This window comes from Bacillus sp. FSL K6-1145 (assembly GCF_038003425.1).
In the GTDB taxonomy this organism is placed as follows: Bacteria; Bacillota; Bacilli; order Bacillales; family Bacillaceae; genus Bacillus; species Bacillus pumilus.
Genome location: NZ_JBBOPC010000001.1, coordinates 3,036,539 through 3,052,765, shown reverse-complemented (window position 1 = coordinate 3,052,765; position 16,227 = coordinate 3,036,539). Strand labels below are relative to the sequence as shown.

The window sequence follows — 16,227 nt, the reverse complement described above, 5'->3', positions numbered from 1 at the left end:
GATTTCATGATGAAAAGAATGTTAGATGTGATGGTGGCATTGACGCTGCTCATCGCAGGCAGTCTTCTTTTTCCTCTGCTTTATGGACTGATTCGGTGGAAAATTGGGACGCCTGTGTTGTTTCGGCAGAAGCGGCCTGGTCTGTATGGCCGGCCATTTATGCTATATAAATTTCGGACGATGACCGATGAACGTGACGAGCAAGGGGCGCTCCTGCCAGATCATCTTCGATTAACAAAAACCGGCGCTTTGATTCGCAAGCTCAGTCTTGATGAATTGCCGCAGCTAGTCAATGTCCTAAAAGGAGAGCTCAGTCTCGTTGGACCAAGGCCGCTTCTGATGGAGTATTTGCCGATGTATACAGAGGAGCAAGCAAGGCGCCATCTTGTCAAGCCTGGCATTACTGGATGGGCACAGGTGAATGGAAGGAACACGATCTCCTGGGAGGAGAAATTCACCTATGACCTCTGGTACGTCGAGCATCAATCATTTTGGCTTGATATGAAAATTTTATGGATGACCTTGCTGAAAGTCATCAAAACAGAGGGGGTGCAGCAGCCGCATCATGCCACAGCTGAAAAATTCAAAGGAACTGATATGTAAAGAGCAACCGATTGGTTTAATTGGGGATGGCGGGCATAGCAAAGTCATTCAAGAAATGATTGCTGCCCATCCCAATTACTCATTATGTGCCGTATTAGATGATCAATTTGAAGAGACGACGACTCAAAGCAGTATCTTGTATGGACCGATCTCCATGAGTCAACAGCTGAGAGAGACAATGCCACATATGAAATGGCTGATTGCGATCGGACAAAATGAGAGCAGACAGTTAGTAAAGGAACGCCTCTCCTTTGAAAACACGGCATTTGCCACACTCATCCATCCACAGGCGGTCGTAAGTCCATCAGCAGTCATTGGAAGAGGAGCTGTCGTTATGGCAAGGGCAGTAGTTCAAGCAGATGCAGCAATCGGTGAACATGCGATTATCAACACAGGATCTATCGTAGAGCATGACTGTATACTGGAATCGTTTGTCCATCTGTCACCGGGAGCAGTGTTAACTGGCTGTGTGTCTGTACGAATGGGTACACATATTGGAGCAGGTGCTGTTGTGATACCCGGGACATCGATCGGAAGCTGGACACTCATTGGCGCAGGAGCCGCAGTAACAAGAGATATACACGATCAGAAAGTCGCTGTAGGCATTCCTGCAATAGAAATCAAAGATCGGCGAGAGGGTGGGAAATGATGCAAGAAAGGAAACGAATTTACTTATCACCACCGCATATGAGCGGAAAAGAGTATTTGAAAATAGAGGAAGCCTTCAAGAGCAACTGGATTGCACCGCTTGGACCTCTTGTGAATGAATTTGAGCAGGCAGTTGCGCGCTATGCAGGAGTGGATGCAGGAGCGGCTTTATCTTCTGGAACAGCAGCAATTCACCTCGCCTTAAAGCTTATTGGCGTTCAAAAAGGGGACATTGTCTTTTGTTCCACCCTCACATTTGTTGCAACTGCAAATCCGATTTTATATGAACAAGCGACACCCGTTTTTATTGATTCTGAAAGGGATACATGGAATATGTGCCCGATTGCTTTAGAAAAGGCATTTGTGGAATCAAAACGACTTGGAAAAAGACCCCGTGCTGTCATTGTCGTGCATTTATATGGACAAAGCGCAAAAATGGACGAGATTCTGGCGTTGTGTGAAGCATATGATGTACCAGTCATTGAGGATGCGGCTGAATCGTTAGGCTCTCTATATAAAGGAAAAAAAAGCGGCTCAATGGGCAGGTTCGGTGTCTATTCGTTTAATGGAAATAAAATCATTACAACATCAGGCGGCGGAATGCTTGTGAGTGATGATGAAGCTGCGATCGAACGCTGCCGCTTTCTCGCTTCACAGGCTAGAGAACGCGCGATGCATTATGAGCATCAAGAGATAGGATACAACTATCGCATGAGCAACCTGCTAGCAGGCGTCGGGATTGCTCAGATGGAAATATTGGACGAGCGTGTTGAACAAAAGCGCCGCATTTTCAGGCGTTATCAGGAGGCGTTATCTAAAGTAGAGGGTCTTTATTTCATGCCTGAATATCAAGACACCAAGTCCAACCGCTGGCTGACGACATTGACTATTGATCGCGATAAAAATACCTCTCCAGTGGACATTATTGCTGCACTAGAAGAAGAACAGATTGAAGCAAGACGTGTATGGAAGCCGCTGCACGAGCAGCCGCTCTTTCGTGATTGTCCCTTTTATTCAGCGGCGAAAGGCACTCCCGTATCTGAATTGTTATTTGAAACAGGGCTTTGTCTCCCCTCTGGAACAAGTATGACAGACGCTGAACAGGATCGTATCATTGACACACTTCGTCATGCCCTGCGAGAAAAAAACTTCACCTCTTCACAGGCTGCTCACTTGTAAGCAGCCTGCCTCTCTTTTTATCAAATTCATCAACTAATGGAATAATTAGGATTTTTTGTTGTCATATCGTTTTAAATATGTTATTGACAACGGGGTTGTTCCTCCTTAAAATGAAAATGATTATCAGCATCAATTAGGAGGAACATCTTATGTCTATTTGGAGCCAATTTTTTCCGAAAATTAAAATAAATACTGTGTTTACATTTTTACTTATCTTTTTATTAGTAGGCTGCTCTCAAGCAAACAATGGAGCAGATGGAAACAAGGATCATCCTGACATGATCACGATGGCTTGGCCGAGAGATATTGGCGAAATGAATCCGCACGTATACAACCCATCACAATTGTTCGCGCAATCAATGATTTATGAGCCATTGGTCAGCTATCAAAAGAATGGAAAGCTAAAACCTGAATTAGCGAAATCATGGGATGTGTCAAAGGATGGCAAGGTGTACACGTTCCATTTAAGAGACAAAGTGACATTTTCAGATGGATCTGAGTTTAATGCAAACATTGTGAAAAAGAACTTTGATTCCATCTTAAAAAACAAGGATATACATAGCTGGTTAGGTGTGATAAAAAAAATCAAAAAGACAGAAGCAGTAGACAAGAAAACGTTTAAACTCACATTAACAGAGCCATATTATCCAACTGTTCAAGAATTAGCCGTTGTCCGCCCGGTTCGTTTCTTAGGCGAAGCAGGCTTCCCTAAAAACGGAGATACATCAAAAGGAATTGAAAAACCAGTGGGGACAGGCCCTTGGGTATTAAAAACATATCAAAAAGATGACTATGCCATTTTCGAACGAAATGATCATTATTGGGGAGAAAAACCAAAGGTCAAAGAAATCAAAGTCAAGGTCATCCCAGATGCGGAAACGAGAGTCATGGCATTTGAAAAAGGTGATGTAGACGTCCTTTACGGAGAAGGAACCATTAGCCTTGATGCCTACAAACAGCTAGAGGCGAGCGGTAAGTACGAAACGAAAATGTCAGAGCCAGTTGCAACGAGACAGCTTGTCATGAACACAAAAGTGGATCAGCTGTCAGATGAGAAAGTGCGTCATGCCCTTCAATATGCTATGAATAAGAAATCAATGGTTGAAGGTGTCACCTCTGGCTTAGAGGATGAAGCAGATCACATATTGCCGACCAACATGCCTTACACTTCTGATATTAAGGTGAAGTCGTTCCAATATGATGTAGACAAAGCGAAAGCATTGCTGGATGAAGCAGGCTGGACACTACCAAAAGGAAAAACCGTTCGTGAAAAAGATGGAAAAACGCTTGAATTTAGTATGATGTATGATTCAGCAGAATCGATTCAAAAAGCGATGGCTGAGACCCTTCAAGCAGAATGGGGTGCCATTGGCGTTGGTGTCAAACTTGAAGGTGTGGAACTGGCAACACAGGTGCAGCGCTTTAAAGCCAACAAGTTTGATATGAACTTCTTTAGCAACTACGGAGCGCCATATGATCCGCATACATTTATGAACGTCGTCTCATCAGATGGTTTTGGATTCAAAGAAGCCATTTCAGCCTATCCAAATAAGGACAAGCTGATCAAAGAAATGAGCGAAATTCCATCAACAACCAATGAAAACAAACGAAAAGCACTTTATTCGTCTGTCTTATCTTCATTACAGGATCAAGGGGCAATTGTGCCAATCTCTTATTTTAAAAAGACAGCCGTTTATCAAAAAAATGTGAAGGACTTTGAGTTCCCAGCAAATCGCGACGAACATCCATTCACAGGTATTAAGCTGAAGTAATAGAAGGAAGGTTAGGAAATGGGCCGCTATATCGTCAAACGCATGCTATCAATCATCCCTGTATTTTTATTAGCCACTCTTTTCACGACTGGTATGATTCACCTTTCGCCAGTCGACCCGGCTGAGGCATATTTAGCAGCGGCTCATATCCAGCCAACGGATGAAATATTAGCGCAAAAACGAAGTGAATTTGGTTTAGACCAACCGTTTTATATGCAGTATCTTCACACCATTGAAAAAGTCATTCATCTTGATTTTGGCAAGTCATATATGTCCAACCAGCCTGTGCTCAATGAGGTGATCTATAGAATACCAGCGACGATTCAATTGGCGCTGACTAGTCTACTGATTGCAATTTGTGTCAGCATTCCACTCGGCTTTTTCAGTGGCATGAGGAAAAATGGCATCGTTGATCATGTGAGCCGGCTCATTTCTTTCTTAGGAGCATCTATCCCGACATTTGTCTTGGGGTATTTGCTCATCTTCTTTTTTTCGGTGAAGCTCGATCTTCTACCGGTTGAAGGTGTTGGAACATGGGAGCATCTCATTCTGCCGTCGGTCACACTGGCAGTCCCTTTAATTGCGATGTATACAAGGCTATTACGATCAAGTGTGAGTGAGGCGCTTCAAGAGCCGTTTGTTCAATATGCGAGAATCAGAGGATTAAAGGAACGGTCGATCATGTTCAAGCATGTATTGAGAATCGCGATATCGCCAATGCTGACAGGGCTTGGGGTGAATCTTGGCAAGCTGCTGACAGGAACCATTATCGTAGAGGCAGTTTTTTCATGGCCAGGGTTTGGACGCTTCTTTATTGAAGCGATCTTTAACCGGGATCTGCCGGTCATTCAATTCTATGTCCTCATGGCAGCATGTATCTTTATCTTGAGCAGCTTGATTGTGGACTTACTTCAGCTGATCATTGACCCCCGTATTTCCAGAAAGGAAGGCCGCCAGTCATGATGACAAAAGGAAAATATCTCTTCTCTCATCAAAAGCTGATCTCGATCTGCGTGGTGCTCCTTGGTCTATTGCTGATTGTGACAATATGTGCGCCGTGGATCGCTCCACATGATCCGGCGGCTGTCAATCTAGCGATGAAGCTAAAGGGGTCTTCGTGGGAGTATCCTCTTGGGACAGATCAATTAGGCCGATGCAATTTATCTCGAATTTTATATGGTGCACGTGTTTCACTAGGCTGTGCGTTATTAATCTTTCTCTCTTCTTTATTGATTGGGTTAATCGTTGGTTTGTTGTCAGGTTACAAAGGTGGCTGGATCGATCACGTCTTAATGAGAATCTGCGACGGGATCATGGCATTCCCGAACCTGGTGCTGATCCTCGGATTAGTCGGCATCTTCGGTCCTGGACTTTCTCAAGTAGTGCTTGCCTTGATGCTTGTGCAGTGGGTATACTATGCTCGCGTCTTCCGAGGAATGGTGCTGAGTTTAAAAGAACAGAACTTTATTGCCGCTGCGAAAATCAGCGGGACATCCCACTGGAACATCATGAGAAAGCATATGATTCCAAATGTCCTGCCGCCACTCGCGGTCATTGGCACACTTGAAATGGGCTGGGCGATTATGGACATTTCTGCGATGTCCTTTCTCGGATTAGGCGTTCAGCCTCCTATGCCTGAATGGGGAGCGATGATCCATGAAGGGAAATCGTATATTCAAACAAATCCTCAGTTGATGCTGTATCCAGGTCTTGTCATCATGGCTGTCGTCGTCCTCTTTAATTTACTAGGAGAAGCCCTTTCAGAGAAATATGGTATCAAACGCCGTGTGTAAAGGAATGATCAATGTGCAAGAGTCCATTTTACAAATAGAGAACCTGCATGTGCAGACGAAAACGCCTCATGGGACAACCTCTCTTATTCAGGACGTATCGTTTGAAGTAGGGCGAGGCCAAATCGTTGGATTAATAGGCGAGAGCGGCTGCGGGAAAACGGTGACAAGTATGTCGATCTTACATATGCTTGACCGAAAAACAACCGATGTCACTGGTAGCATCACACTTCAAGGACGAGAATTGATCGGTCTGAGTGAAAGGGATATGCGTTCTATTCGGGGCAAGGACATCTCATATATCATGCAAAATCCAATGAACAGCTTTACGCCAGTATGGACGATCGGTCATCAGCTGATTGAAACCATCCGCCGGCATACCGCTGTCAGTAAAAGGCAGGCAAAAGCGAAGGCAGTCGATGCGTTAGCGCAGATGAATCTGCCGCAGCCAGACAAGCTGTTAAACAAGTATCCCTTTGAACTAAGCGGCGGCATGCTGCAGCGTGTCATGATTGCCATGGCTGCCTGTATGCACCCGCCTCTCCTCATAGCAGATGAACCAACAACTGCTTTAGATGTACACACGCAGAAGCTGGTGCTGGAGCATCTGAACCAAATTCGTCATGACTATGGAACTGCCATCTTGCTCATTACTCACGATCTTGGCGTCATTGCAGAAATGGCAGATCAGGTTGTTGTCATGAGACAGGGAGAAATGGTTGAAAAAGCAGAAGTGCTTGAGCTTTTTGAAAACCCCAAGCATGATTATACAAAGAAACTATTAGCAGCTCGTCCATCCATCCCAGCTGTTTGCCCGATTTGAGGTGAGAAGGCCCTTGCATTTATTAGAAGTGAAAGCAGTTAGTCATTCATACAACAGCCGGTCGTTTCTGATGAGAAGAAAAGGCGCAGATCAAGTCTTAAACGGCGTCAATTTAATCATTGAAGAAGGCACGTGCGTCGGATTGCTGGGGCAAAGCGGTGCAGGGAAAAGCACGCTAGGCCGTATCATACTTGGTCTAGAGAAGCCAAAAGCCGGTCAGGTCCTTTTTGAAGGGCAAGATATATATTGTGCAGATCAAAGAACACGCAAACATTATCGCCGGCATGTGCAAGCGGTGTTTCAAGATTCGTACTCGGCGGTAAATCCAAGGTGGACAGTCGAACAAATTTTAGCAGAGCCGCTTGAAAACTATGAAGCCATGAGCCGAAAAGAACGCAAAAGCGTGCTGATCCATTGGCTGGAAAGAGTCGGGCTCAGTGAAAAGGACTTGTCTAAATATCCGCATCAATTCAGCGGCGGCCAGCTGCAAAGAATCAACATTGCAAGAGCCTTATTGCTGCAGCCAAAGCTCGTCGTACTGGATGAATCCGTCAGCAGCTTAGACATGGTCACACAGGGTGTCATTTTAGATTTATTAGTAGAATTAAAGAAGGAACTAGGTGTCGCTTACTTATTTATTACGCATGATATGACGGCAGCCTATCACTTAAGTGATCAATTGGCGATATTAGATCAAGGTGAACTTGTTGCTCAATTTCGATCAAAGGATGATTTCTTTTCATCAGAAGAGAAAGCGGTGCAAAAGATGAGAGATGCAATGCTCGCAGACCATCCTTTGTCCCGAACAATTGGCAGACCGGTTCGATAAATCTTCATTTCATCAATGCCTCTTTTAGAAGAGGCTCAGCGTGTAGACAAACCCTCGCATTCGTTGTCAGGTCTGCGCGCTGGTGCTCACGAATGTTCAATTCGCTCCGCAAAAGTAGCTGCCCTTCCTAGACTTCAAAGGTTTTCTATCACGCTGAAAAGAAGACAAAGTGCTAAAATAAAAATCATTTTAGCACTTTGTCAACAATCTAAGCCTCTTTTAGAGAGGCTATTTTTCATGAAAGGCAGGTGGCATCGTGAACCATCGAGCGTATTTAGCTTTAGCCATTCCTTTAACCATCTCAACGATGACCACTCCATTACTTGGAGCTGTTGATACAGCAGTTGTCGGTCAGCTTGCCAATCCCGCGTATATTGGAGGCGTCGCAGTTGGCAGTCTCATTTTCAGTACACTCTATTGGCTCTTTGGTTTTTTGCGGGTGAGTACATCTGCTTTTGCCGCTCAGGCAAACGGGGCGCAAAGTGAAGAGCAGGGTGTACTTGCTTTTCTGAGACCCTTTTTAATCGCCATCATTGTTGGCCTTTGTTTTATTGCCCTGCAATGGCCCATTATTCAATCTGCTTTTCTAGTGATCTCTCCCTCTGCGGATGTTCGGCAATTTGCAGCAGATTATTTTCATATTCGGATTTGGGGTGCGCCGTTTACCTTGATGAATTATGTGATATTAGGCTGGCTGATGGGAATGGCAAAAATGAAAGAAGCCCTCTCTTTACAAATCTTGATCAATGTCATGAATATGGTCCTTGCCCTTCTGCTTGTTCATGTGTTTTCGTTTGCAGTCAAAGGGGTGGCGGCTGCGACATTGATATCTGAATTAACCGCCTTTGTATTAGGCGCATGGATCATCATGAAGCATTCAAAAAACGGGTTCCAGATGCCTTCTATTAAGAAAATCATGGATACACAGGCAGTGCAGAAAATGTTTCATGTGAATAAAGATTTGTTTATTCGGACGATTTGTCTCCTTGTCGTGATTAACATGTTTACAGCAAAAGGTGCTTCTTTTGGAACAGAAATGCTTGCGGCTAATGCCATCTTATTTCAAATTCACTACATCATGGCTTATTTGTTCGATGGTTTTGCCAATGCATCCAGCATCCTTGTGGGCAGATCAGTTGGTGCAAATGACCGCACCCTTTATGAGAGAACCTTAACCCTTTCAAGGCAGTGGGCACTTGTCATGGCATGCGTCATTGCGTCGGTTTATTTCCTCTTAAAAGAGCCGATCTTGGGCTTGTTTACAAATCTTCCCCGGCTTCTTGATGTGACATTAGGCTATGCAGACTGGCTCGTTCTCTATCCGTTTGCCGCTTGCTTCGGTTTGGTCATATACGGCGTATTTACAGGTGCGACAGAAATTGCCCCTGTCAGAAATTCGATGCTGTTTGCGATGATCTTGTTTATCGTTGTTCAAGCAGCAGTTACGCCTATTTGGCACAATCACGGATTATGGTTTGCTTTTATCATCTATACTGTAGGACGTTCTGGCTTTTTGATGATGTACAAATCAAGGCTGGATCGGAAGCTTTTTGCAAATGAAAAACACCCTTTGCCATCGTGACAAAGGGTGTTCTTTTTCGTTCATTCGCTTTCTTTTTTCACCTTTTGATACGCCTCATCAAGGTGCTGAATTCGCTTCAAAACCACAGCATTTTTGGTCAGCTGGTCTTGTACAAGCGTTGACACCACTGAGCGGTAATAGGCATTCATGGCATGAATCTTGTCTTCATTTTGATTCATGGCGATGTGTTGTTTCAAGTTGTCAACAAAGTATGGAACGGAAAAAAGTTCAGACATGGGAATCACTCCTATTTCGTATATACGGTCCGTCAATCTTCATGTAAAATGATGAGAGGGAGGGGAGACAATGAGCCTTAATCTGCAACAAGAACAAGTATTAAAGCAGGTGCTCACACCAGAACTCAGGCAGGCCATTACATTGCTCCAGCTGAATAGCACTGAGCTTGGCGAGTATCTTGACCAGTTAGCGCTTGAGAACCCTCTGATTGAGCGGAAAGACACGGACAGCTATCAACCAGTTTATCATAAAAAATCTCAAGATCGAATGACAGAGCCGTATCGAACGCATCAAAAAGAAAGCCTGCAAATGTATTTAAAGAAGCAAGCCATTGATTTAAATCTAAGTGAAAAGAATCAAAGGATCTTTCACTTTATGATTGAGTCCATTGATTCTAATGGCTATTTAAATGAACCGGTTGACGAGATGGCAGCTGTCTTAAAGGTGTCAGCTGAAGAAGTAGAAGCCGTCCTTCATCAGCTTCAATCGCTAGAGCCTGCCGGTATTGGCGCAAGATCTTTACAAGAATGCATCCTGCTTCAGCTGAGAAGAAAAAAGGAGCGCTGGTATGAAGCCGAGCTGATCATTGATGAGCACTTCTTTCTCTTTGCAAGAAAGGCTTGGAAGGAAATCGCGGCGAAAACAGGCATTTCCATGAAAACACTTCAAGCGGTACAAGATGAGGTGTCGCAGCTTGAACCAAGACCCGGCATCCATTTCTCATACGAAGAAGACCATGTGTATATAGAGCCAGATGTAACGATAACTGTCGTGCAGGACCACATCACATTTGAGCTGAATCAGCGCGCTTTCCCAGACGTTGAAATGAATGAAGGATACTTCGCCATGATTCAAGACCGAAAGCGGCATGAAGCATATGCGTATCTAAAGGAAAAAGAGCAGCAGTACAATTGGCTTGTCCAAGCGCTGAAGCAAAGAAAACAAACGATGACCCATGTCGTTCGTGAGATTATCTTACACCAGACAGATTTTTTCCTTACAGGGAAACATAAAATGAAACCGCTTACGATGAAGCGGATCGCAGATATATTGCAAGTGCATGAGTCAACAGTCAGTCGAACGGTGAAAGGGAAAATGGTGCAAACCCCTTATGGTCTCATGGAAATGAAGCAATTTTTCCAAGCAAAGCTAGAAGGACCCTCGCTGGAAGAGGCGTCCAGCTACACAGTCAAGACGTACATCGCAGAGCTGATCCAAACGGAAAATAAGAAAAAACCGTATTCAGATCAGCAAATGATGACGCAGCTACAGCAAACCTTTGGCATCCGAGTGTCGCGCAGAACCATTGCGAAATATCGTGAACAAATGAATCTTCCATCATCTACACTGCGGAAGCGCTATGATTAAAAAGAAGTACTTGCCAGAAACATGGCAGGTGCTTTTTTAGTTGAAAGCGAGGCATACAGAAGATTTTTTGAAAATTAAATCGGGGAGACGTGTGAACGGAAATTTTGGGGTAAAGTATAAGATAGGGCATGAGCCGAAAAGGGTAGACAACAGTGATGAGGTGAGACCAATTGAAATATAAACAAATCAAAACCAAAAAAATATATGAAGAAATTGCGGATGCATTAATCGAATCGATTCGCACTGGTGAGCTTCTTCCGGGAGAAAAATTAGATTCGGTTCAATCGCTCTCAGAAAGCTTTCAAGTCAGCCGTTCCGCTGTGAGAGAGGCGCTGTCTGCTCTCAAAGCGATCGGATTAATAGAGATGAAACAAGGAGAAGGCACATATGTGAAGCAGTTCGATCCTGAACAGCTCGCATTTTCTTTATCTCCTGCATTTTTAATGAAGCAGCATGATGTCAGGCAGCTCCTTGAAGTGAGAACCATTATTGAAACAGGTGCTGTCAAAAAGGCGGCGCTGCTTCGGACGGACGATGACCTACATCAGCTGCGTGATGCACTCGAACAAATGAAGCTGGCAGAAGCCCATGAAGAAATTGGTGAAGAGGCAGATCTTACCTTCCATCTCGCCTTAGCCAAAGCCTCGAAGAATGATGTATTAAAGGTGTTAATGAATCAAGTCTCATCCTTGTTAGTAGAAACGATGCGGGAAACGAGAAAAGTCGTGTTATTCTCAACGAAAGCCTCCATTCGGAAGCTTTACGAAGAACATGAACAAATTTACAAAGCCATCGTTGCAAGGCAGCCAGAAGAAGCAGAGAAAGCGATGCTTACGCATTTGAAAAATGTAGAAAATCTGCTCGGTGATGTGCTGCAAAAACCAGCAGAACAGTCAGATACACAATAAGCTGTGCCGAATGATGGCACAGCTCTATTATTGAAGAGAAATATGTAGCTTTTTCATTCGATATTGCAGACTTTGCCTGCTCATGCCCAATAACTTTGCAGTCTGTGAAATATTATCGTCCATTTTTTCTAAGTAATGGACGATGTATTGTTTTTCGAATCGTTCCATTTGGGTTTGGAAATCAGTCGTCTGTTCTGGGCTTGTATACACAAAGGTGTCAGCAGCTGCGGTTTGCTGCAAAGAATTTGTTTGCAATTGCGCCTTAGGACGGACTTCCCCGTGCTTAAATCTAAAATGATAGGGAAGGTGATGCATGCTTAAGTCGTCTTCATCCATCATCATATTCATCCCCGCCTCAATCACATGCTCAAGTTCTCTTACATTGCCTGGCCAATGATACGCCTTAAAAAGGGCAAGTACCTCTTCATCAGCCGTCTTCACCTTCATTTGAAACAGCTCATTATATTTTTGAATAAAATGATTCACAAACGTAGGAATGTCCTCTTTTCGTTCAGAAAGCGGCGGAATAAATAAGGTGACAATACCGAGACGATAAAATAAATCCTTGCGCATACGTCCACCTGCGATTGCATCCACAGGGTCCTCATTCATATTGGCAATCACTCTTACATCAACAGCAATTTCCTTTGTGCTTCCTAGCCTTCTCACACGTTTCTCCTGTAAGACGCGCAGTAGTTTTGCTTGAAGATGAGGATTTAGTGAGTTGATCTCATCTAAAAGCAAGGTTCCTCCTTGCGCCTGCTCAAATAAGCCAGGCTGATCAGCTGCCCCCGTAAAAGCCCCTTTTTGTGTACCAAAGAGCAGACTTTCAATCAGATTATCAGGCAGTGCCGCACAATTTTGAGTAATAAAAGGTCCAGATGACCGGCTGCTGCCGTTATGAATGCTTTGAGCAAACAGCTCTTTCCCAGTCCCAGTTTCGCCAACAATGAGCACATAGGAAGAGGTGCGTGTCGCTCGTTTCGCATGCTCAATCACCTCTAAAAAGGCAGGGCTTTGTCCAATAATAGAATCGAAGGTAAAGCGGGTGCTTCCTTTTTTCTTCATATTGTGATGAATCAGCCGTTCCAGCTTGGTCACATCATTCGAAATTTCAACTGCCCCTTGAATGAGACCATCTCGAACGAGCGGGTATGTATGGTTAATCGTTGTGATTTCTTTTCCGTTGTAATTATGATACGTCTGCTTGGCATGTACGGTTTGTTTCCCGGTACGCAGCGCTTGGACAAGTGTACTGTGCATCTCATCTTGAAAGGCGAAGAAATCGAGTACATTTTTATGGAGAACATCTGAGCGTTTTAAAGACTCGATCTCCATCATTTTTTTATTATAAACAACCGTATGTCCATTCTCATCAATAGCATGAACCCCGACATCAATTAAATCGAGCATTTGTTTATATAAATCAATCTCATTTTCAAGCTTTGCGGCATGCAGATCTTTTTTCAATTGCGCCACCTCCTGACGTTACCTCTATTTTACATGAAAAATTTTGCGGTTTCCTCTAAAAAATTTGGCGTATGCAAAGAAACTTTGCGTAATTAATGAAGTAGACCCCATGATCAAGCGGTCAGAAAGTTGGCACGATCCTTGCATAACATATGGATGAAGATGAACCCAATTGAAAGAAGCTACCTTACAGAAGGAGGAATAGATGATGACGACACAGACAAATGAATTGATTCAACAAACAGAGCAATATGGAGCGGCAAACTATCATCCGCTGCCAATTGTCATTTCAGAGGCTGAGGGAGTGTGGGTGACAGACCCTGAAGGCAATCGATATATGGATATGCTGAGTGCGTATTCCGCAGTGAACCAAGGACATCGCCATCCCCGCATTATTGAAGCGCTCAAAAAACAGGCAGACCGCGTGACGCTCACCTCGAGAGCCTTTCATAATAATCAGCTTGGTCCTTGGTATGAAAAAATTTGCAAACTGACGAATAAAGACATGGCACTGCCAATGAATACAGGTGCTGAGGCTGTAGAAACCGCTGTAAAAGCAGCGAGACGCTGGGGCTATGATGTGAAAGGAATCGAAGAGAATCGTGCAGAAATCATTGCGTGTGTTGGCAATTTCCATGGGAGGACGATGACGGCTGTATCTCTTTCCTCAGAAGCAGAATACCAAAGAGGTTTCGGCCCAATGCTTCCTGGAATTAAGCTAATTCCTTACGGAGATATTGAAGCGTTACGTGAAGCGATCACACCACAGACAGCGGCTTTCCTCATTGAGCCGATTCAAGGAGAAGCTGGGATTGTCATGCCGCCAGAAGGCTTCTTGAAAGAAGCCAAAACGCTTTGTGAGCAAGAAAATGTGCTGTTCATTGCGGATGAGATTCAAGTGGGGTTAGCACGAACAGGTAAGATGTTTGCGTGTGATTGGGAAGACATTGAGCCAGATATGCTGATTCTTGGGAAAGCTTTAGGCGGCGGAGTATTCCCAATCTCGTGTGTTGTAGCAAACCGCGATATTTTAGGCGTGTTTAACCCTGGTTCTCATGGGTCTACCTTTGGAGGAAATCCTCTTGCGTGTGCAGTGTCGCTTGCTGCACTGGATGTTTTAATCGACGAAAAGCTTGCAGCACGCTCTATGGAGCTTGGTGAATACTTCAAAGACAAATTGGCACACATTCAAAGTCCTGTGATTAAAGAAGTGCGCGGCCGCGGACTATTTATAGGCATGGAGCTGACAGAGGCAGCTAGACCTTATTGTGAAAAGCTGAAGCAAGCAGGTTTGTTATGTAAGGAAACTCATGAAACAGTCATCCGTTTTGCACCACCACTGACCATTTCAAAAGCAGATTTAGACTGGGCGATTGGTCATATTGAATCACTGTTTCAAGCTTAAATGGCAAAGGGGGAGGAAGCTTCACTTTCTCCCTTTCTTTTTCAACGAACAGCGAATTTTGTCAAAGGATGCTGAATAGAAGAGGGAAAGTGGGGAAGTGGATTTGATGCAAGAACAGCATAATGAACTAGAGCGTTCCATGAAAAGCAGACATCTCTTTATGATTGCCTTAGGCGGCGTCATCGGTACAGGGCTTTTCCTTGGGTCAGGGTTGATTATCCATCAGGCAGGACCGGGGGGAGCCATTCTATCGTTTATCATTGGCGGATTTTTAATGTATTTGGTCATGCTCTGTCTTGGAGAATTAGCAGTGGCGATGCCAACAGCCGGTTCCTTTCAGGAATATGCAACCAAATATATAGGCCCGTCCACAGGCTTTATGATCGGCTGGCTGTATTGGTTTAGCTGGGCGTGTACGATTGGTCTGGAGTTTACATCAGCAGGCATATTGCTCCAAAGGTGGTTTCCAGATATTCCGGTTTGGCTCTGGTGTCTAGCATTTAGCGTGATATTATTTGCCGTGAATGCCATCTCTGCTCGCAGCTTCGCTGAAACGGAGTTTTGGTTTTCAGCCATCAAGGTTGCGGCCATCCTATTGTTTATTATTATCGGAATTGGCGCAATTTTCGGAATGATTGATTTAAAAGGCGGAGAACCAGCCCCTTTATTTCGTCATTTGACGGATCATGGCGGACTGTTTCCTAATGGTATTTTTGCTATTTTATTAACCATGGTCACGGTCAATTTCTCCTTCCAAGGAACAGAACTTGTAGGGATCGCAGCAGGTGAGAGTGAAAGCCCTGAAAAAACATTGCCTCGATCAATACGGAATATTATTTGGAGAACGATGGTCTTTTTCGTTTTATCAATTGCGGTTCTAGCCGCACTTCTTCCATGGCAGACAGCAGGCGCTGTCGACAGTCCGTTTGTGGTCGTGCTGGACAAGGTCGGCATCCCATATGCTGCAGATATCATGAATTTTATTATCATCACAGCTGTCTTGTCTGTAGCAAACTCTGGATTATATGCATCATCACGTATGCTCTGGTCGCTTTCAAAGGACGGGAAAGGACCTGCCTTTACGAAAAAGCTGTCCAAGCGTAAAATCCCGATCAATGCATTATTGATGACAATGGGTGTATCCGCTCTATCTCTGCTCACAAGTATTGTGGCACCAAAAACGGTGTATGTGTGGCTTATTTCGATTTCTGGAATGGTTCTTGTTGTGGTGTGGATGTCCATTTGTTTGTCTCAATATTTCTTTAGAAAACAATTCATAAAAGACGGGGGAGATGTAAAGGATCTCGTCTTCCGTACACCGCTCTATCCATTTGTCCCACTAGCAGGCTTCATCGCATTTGGCATCGTGCTCATTAGCTTATTTTTTATCGAGGATCAGCGGATCGGTCTTTATTGCGGAATCCCGTTCATGGCTGCCTGCTACATCATTTATTATCTCAAAATCAAACCGAAGGAAGAGGCAAAGCGTTTCGCCGAAGAGGAAGGAATCCCAAAAACATAAAAGACGACTATATCAAAAAAGTGTGTATGCGGACCTCTTACGCATGCACACTTTCATTGATGAATTCATTCAATATAGAAGAAAATAAAAT

Annotated in this window: 15 protein-coding genes; 13 read left to right on the top strand and 2 right to left on the bottom strand. The window is 44.1% G+C overall.

Annotated elements, in window-relative coordinates; all coding sequences use genetic code 11:
* The first annotated feature begins 9 nt into the window (after positions 1-9).
* The 9 genes from MHH41_RS15585 to MHH41_RS15545 all read left to right on the top strand — a co-directional run bounded on the left by MHH41_RS15585 (position 10) and on the right by MHH41_RS15545 (position 9,226).
* The gene (locus tag MHH41_RS15585; RefSeq protein WP_285859615.1) at positions 10-603 is read left to right on the top strand and encodes a sugar transferase; all 594 of its coding nucleotides are present in this window, start codon (positions 10-12) and stop codon (positions 601-603) included.
* Positions 566-1,252: an acetyltransferase gene (locus MHH41_RS15580; RefSeq protein ID WP_340866535.1), complete on the top strand. Its 687-nt coding sequence runs from the start codon at positions 566-568 to the stop codon at positions 1,250-1,252. The genes MHH41_RS15585 and MHH41_RS15580 overlap by 38 nt, the downstream gene beginning before the upstream one ends.
* The gene (locus MHH41_RS15575) at positions 1,252-2,430 is read left to right on the top strand and encodes a DegT/DnrJ/EryC1/StrS family aminotransferase (RefSeq protein ID WP_137054513.1); all 1,179 of its coding nucleotides are present in this window, start codon (positions 1,252-1,254) and stop codon (positions 2,428-2,430) included. Before MHH41_RS15580 ends, MHH41_RS15575 begins: the two co-directional genes overlap by 1 nt.
* Positions 2,431-2,579: 149 nt before the next feature.
* A complete protein-coding gene (gene nikA / locus MHH41_RS15570) occupies positions 2,580-4,202 on the top strand; it encodes a nickel ABC transporter substrate-binding protein (RefSeq protein ID WP_050944217.1) in 1,623 nt (540 codons plus the stop codon).
* An 18-nt stretch (positions 4,203-4,220) separates the two neighbouring features.
* Entirely contained in the window at positions 4,221-5,165 is a 945-nt protein-coding gene (gene nikB, locus MHH41_RS15565; RefSeq protein ID WP_050944215.1) for a nickel ABC transporter permease subunit NikB, read from the top strand.
* Positions 5,162-5,995, top strand: coding sequence for a nickel ABC transporter permease subunit NikC (gene nikC, locus MHH41_RS15560; RefSeq protein ID WP_003213255.1), 834 nt, complete (start codon positions 5,162-5,164; stop codon positions 5,993-5,995). Before nikB ends, nikC begins: the two co-directional genes overlap by 4 nt.
* Before the next feature lie 4 nt (positions 5,996-5,999).
* The gene (locus MHH41_RS15555) at positions 6,000-6,815 is read left to right on the top strand and encodes an ABC transporter ATP-binding protein (protein WP_310425664.1); all 816 of its coding nucleotides are present in this window, start codon (positions 6,000-6,002) and stop codon (positions 6,813-6,815) included.
* 13 nt (positions 6,816-6,828) lie between these two features.
* Positions 6,829-7,644, top strand: a complete 816-nt coding sequence (gene nikE, locus MHH41_RS15550) for a nickel import ATP-binding protein NikE (RefSeq protein ID WP_226804096.1) — start codon at positions 6,829-6,831, stop codon at positions 7,642-7,644.
* Positions 7,645-7,900: 256 nt separating this feature from the next.
* Positions 7,901-9,226 carry an MATE family efflux transporter gene (locus MHH41_RS15545; protein ID WP_251190803.1) on the top strand — a complete coding sequence of 442 codons (1,326 nt, stop codon included), beginning with the start codon at positions 7,901-7,903 and terminating at the stop codon, positions 9,224-9,226.
* A gap of 20 nt (positions 9,227-9,246) precedes the next feature.
* On the opposite strand, the gene yvfG is transcribed toward MHH41_RS15545, so the two are convergent.
* A complete protein-coding gene (gene yvfG / locus MHH41_RS15540) occupies positions 9,247-9,462 on the bottom strand; it encodes a protein YvfG (protein WP_003213121.1) in 216 nt (71 codons plus the stop codon).
* A gap of 70 nt (positions 9,463-9,532) precedes the next feature.
* On the opposite strand from yvfG, the gene rpoN reads away from it, so the two are divergent.
* On the top strand, positions 9,533-10,831 hold the full coding sequence (gene rpoN, locus MHH41_RS15535) for an RNA polymerase factor sigma-54 (protein ID WP_113387377.1): 1,299 nt from the start codon (positions 9,533-9,535) through the stop codon (positions 10,829-10,831).
* A gap of 170 nt (positions 10,832-11,001) precedes the next feature.
* Positions 11,002-11,739: a FadR/GntR family transcriptional regulator gene (locus MHH41_RS15530; RefSeq protein ID WP_003213412.1), complete on the top strand. Its 738-nt coding sequence runs from the start codon at positions 11,002-11,004 to the stop codon at positions 11,737-11,739.
* A 27-nt stretch (positions 11,740-11,766) separates the two neighbouring features.
* Here MHH41_RS15530 and MHH41_RS15525 read toward each other — a convergent pair whose 3' ends face one another.
* Positions 11,767-13,209: a sigma-54 interaction domain-containing protein gene (locus MHH41_RS15525; RefSeq protein WP_309215951.1), complete on the bottom strand. Its 1,443-nt coding sequence runs from the start codon at positions 13,207-13,209 to the stop codon at positions 11,767-11,769.
* A gap of 205 nt (positions 13,210-13,414) precedes the next feature.
* On the opposite strand from MHH41_RS15525, the gene MHH41_RS15520 reads away from it, so the two are divergent.
* Positions 13,415-14,614, top strand: coding sequence for an ornithine--oxo-acid transaminase (locus MHH41_RS15520; RefSeq protein ID WP_445661614.1), 1,200 nt, complete (start codon positions 13,415-13,417; stop codon positions 14,612-14,614).
* 106 nt (positions 14,615-14,720) lie between these two features.
* On the top strand, positions 14,721-16,136 hold the full coding sequence (locus MHH41_RS15515; protein WP_335355878.1) for an amino acid permease: 1,416 nt from the start codon (positions 14,721-14,723) through the stop codon (positions 16,134-16,136).
* The last annotated feature ends 91 nt before the right edge of the window (positions 16,137-16,227 follow it).

Bases quoted from the DNA above. Each gene is read 5' to 3' on its own strand.
- MHH41_RS15585 (WP_285859615.1), top strand. From the start codon at position 10: ATGAAAAGAATGTTAGATGTGATGGTGGCATTGACGCTGCTCATCGCA.
- MHH41_RS15580 (WP_340866535.1), top strand. From the start codon at position 566: ATGCCACAGCTGAAAAATTCAAAGGAACTGATATGTAAAGAGCAACCG.
- MHH41_RS15575 (WP_137054513.1), top strand. From the start codon at position 1,252: ATGCAAGAAAGGAAACGAATTTACTTATCACCACCGCATATGAGCGGA.
- nikA (WP_050944217.1), top strand. From the start codon at position 2,580: ATGTCTATTTGGAGCCAATTTTTTCCGAAAATTAAAATAAATACTGTG.
- nikB (WP_050944215.1), top strand. From the start codon at position 4,221: ATGGGCCGCTATATCGTCAAACGCATGCTATCAATCATCCCTGTATTT.
- nikC (WP_003213255.1), top strand. From the start codon at position 5,162: ATGATGACAAAAGGAAAATATCTCTTCTCTCATCAAAAGCTGATCTCG.
- MHH41_RS15555 (WP_310425664.1), top strand. From the start codon at position 6,000: ATGATCAATGTGCAAGAGTCCATTTTACAAATAGAGAACCTGCATGTG.
- yvfG (WP_003213121.1), bottom strand. From the start codon at position 9,462: ATGTCTGAACTTTTTTCCGTTCCATACTTTGTTGACAACTTGAAACAA.
- rpoN (WP_113387377.1), top strand. From the start codon at position 9,533: ATGAGCCTTAATCTGCAACAAGAACAAGTATTAAAGCAGGTGCTCACA.
- MHH41_RS15520 (WP_445661614.1), top strand. From the start codon at position 13,415: ATGATGACGACACAGACAAATGAATTGATTCAACAAACAGAGCAATAT.
- MHH41_RS15515 (WP_335355878.1), top strand. From the start codon at position 14,721: ATGCAAGAACAGCATAATGAACTAGAGCGTTCCATGAAAAGCAGACAT.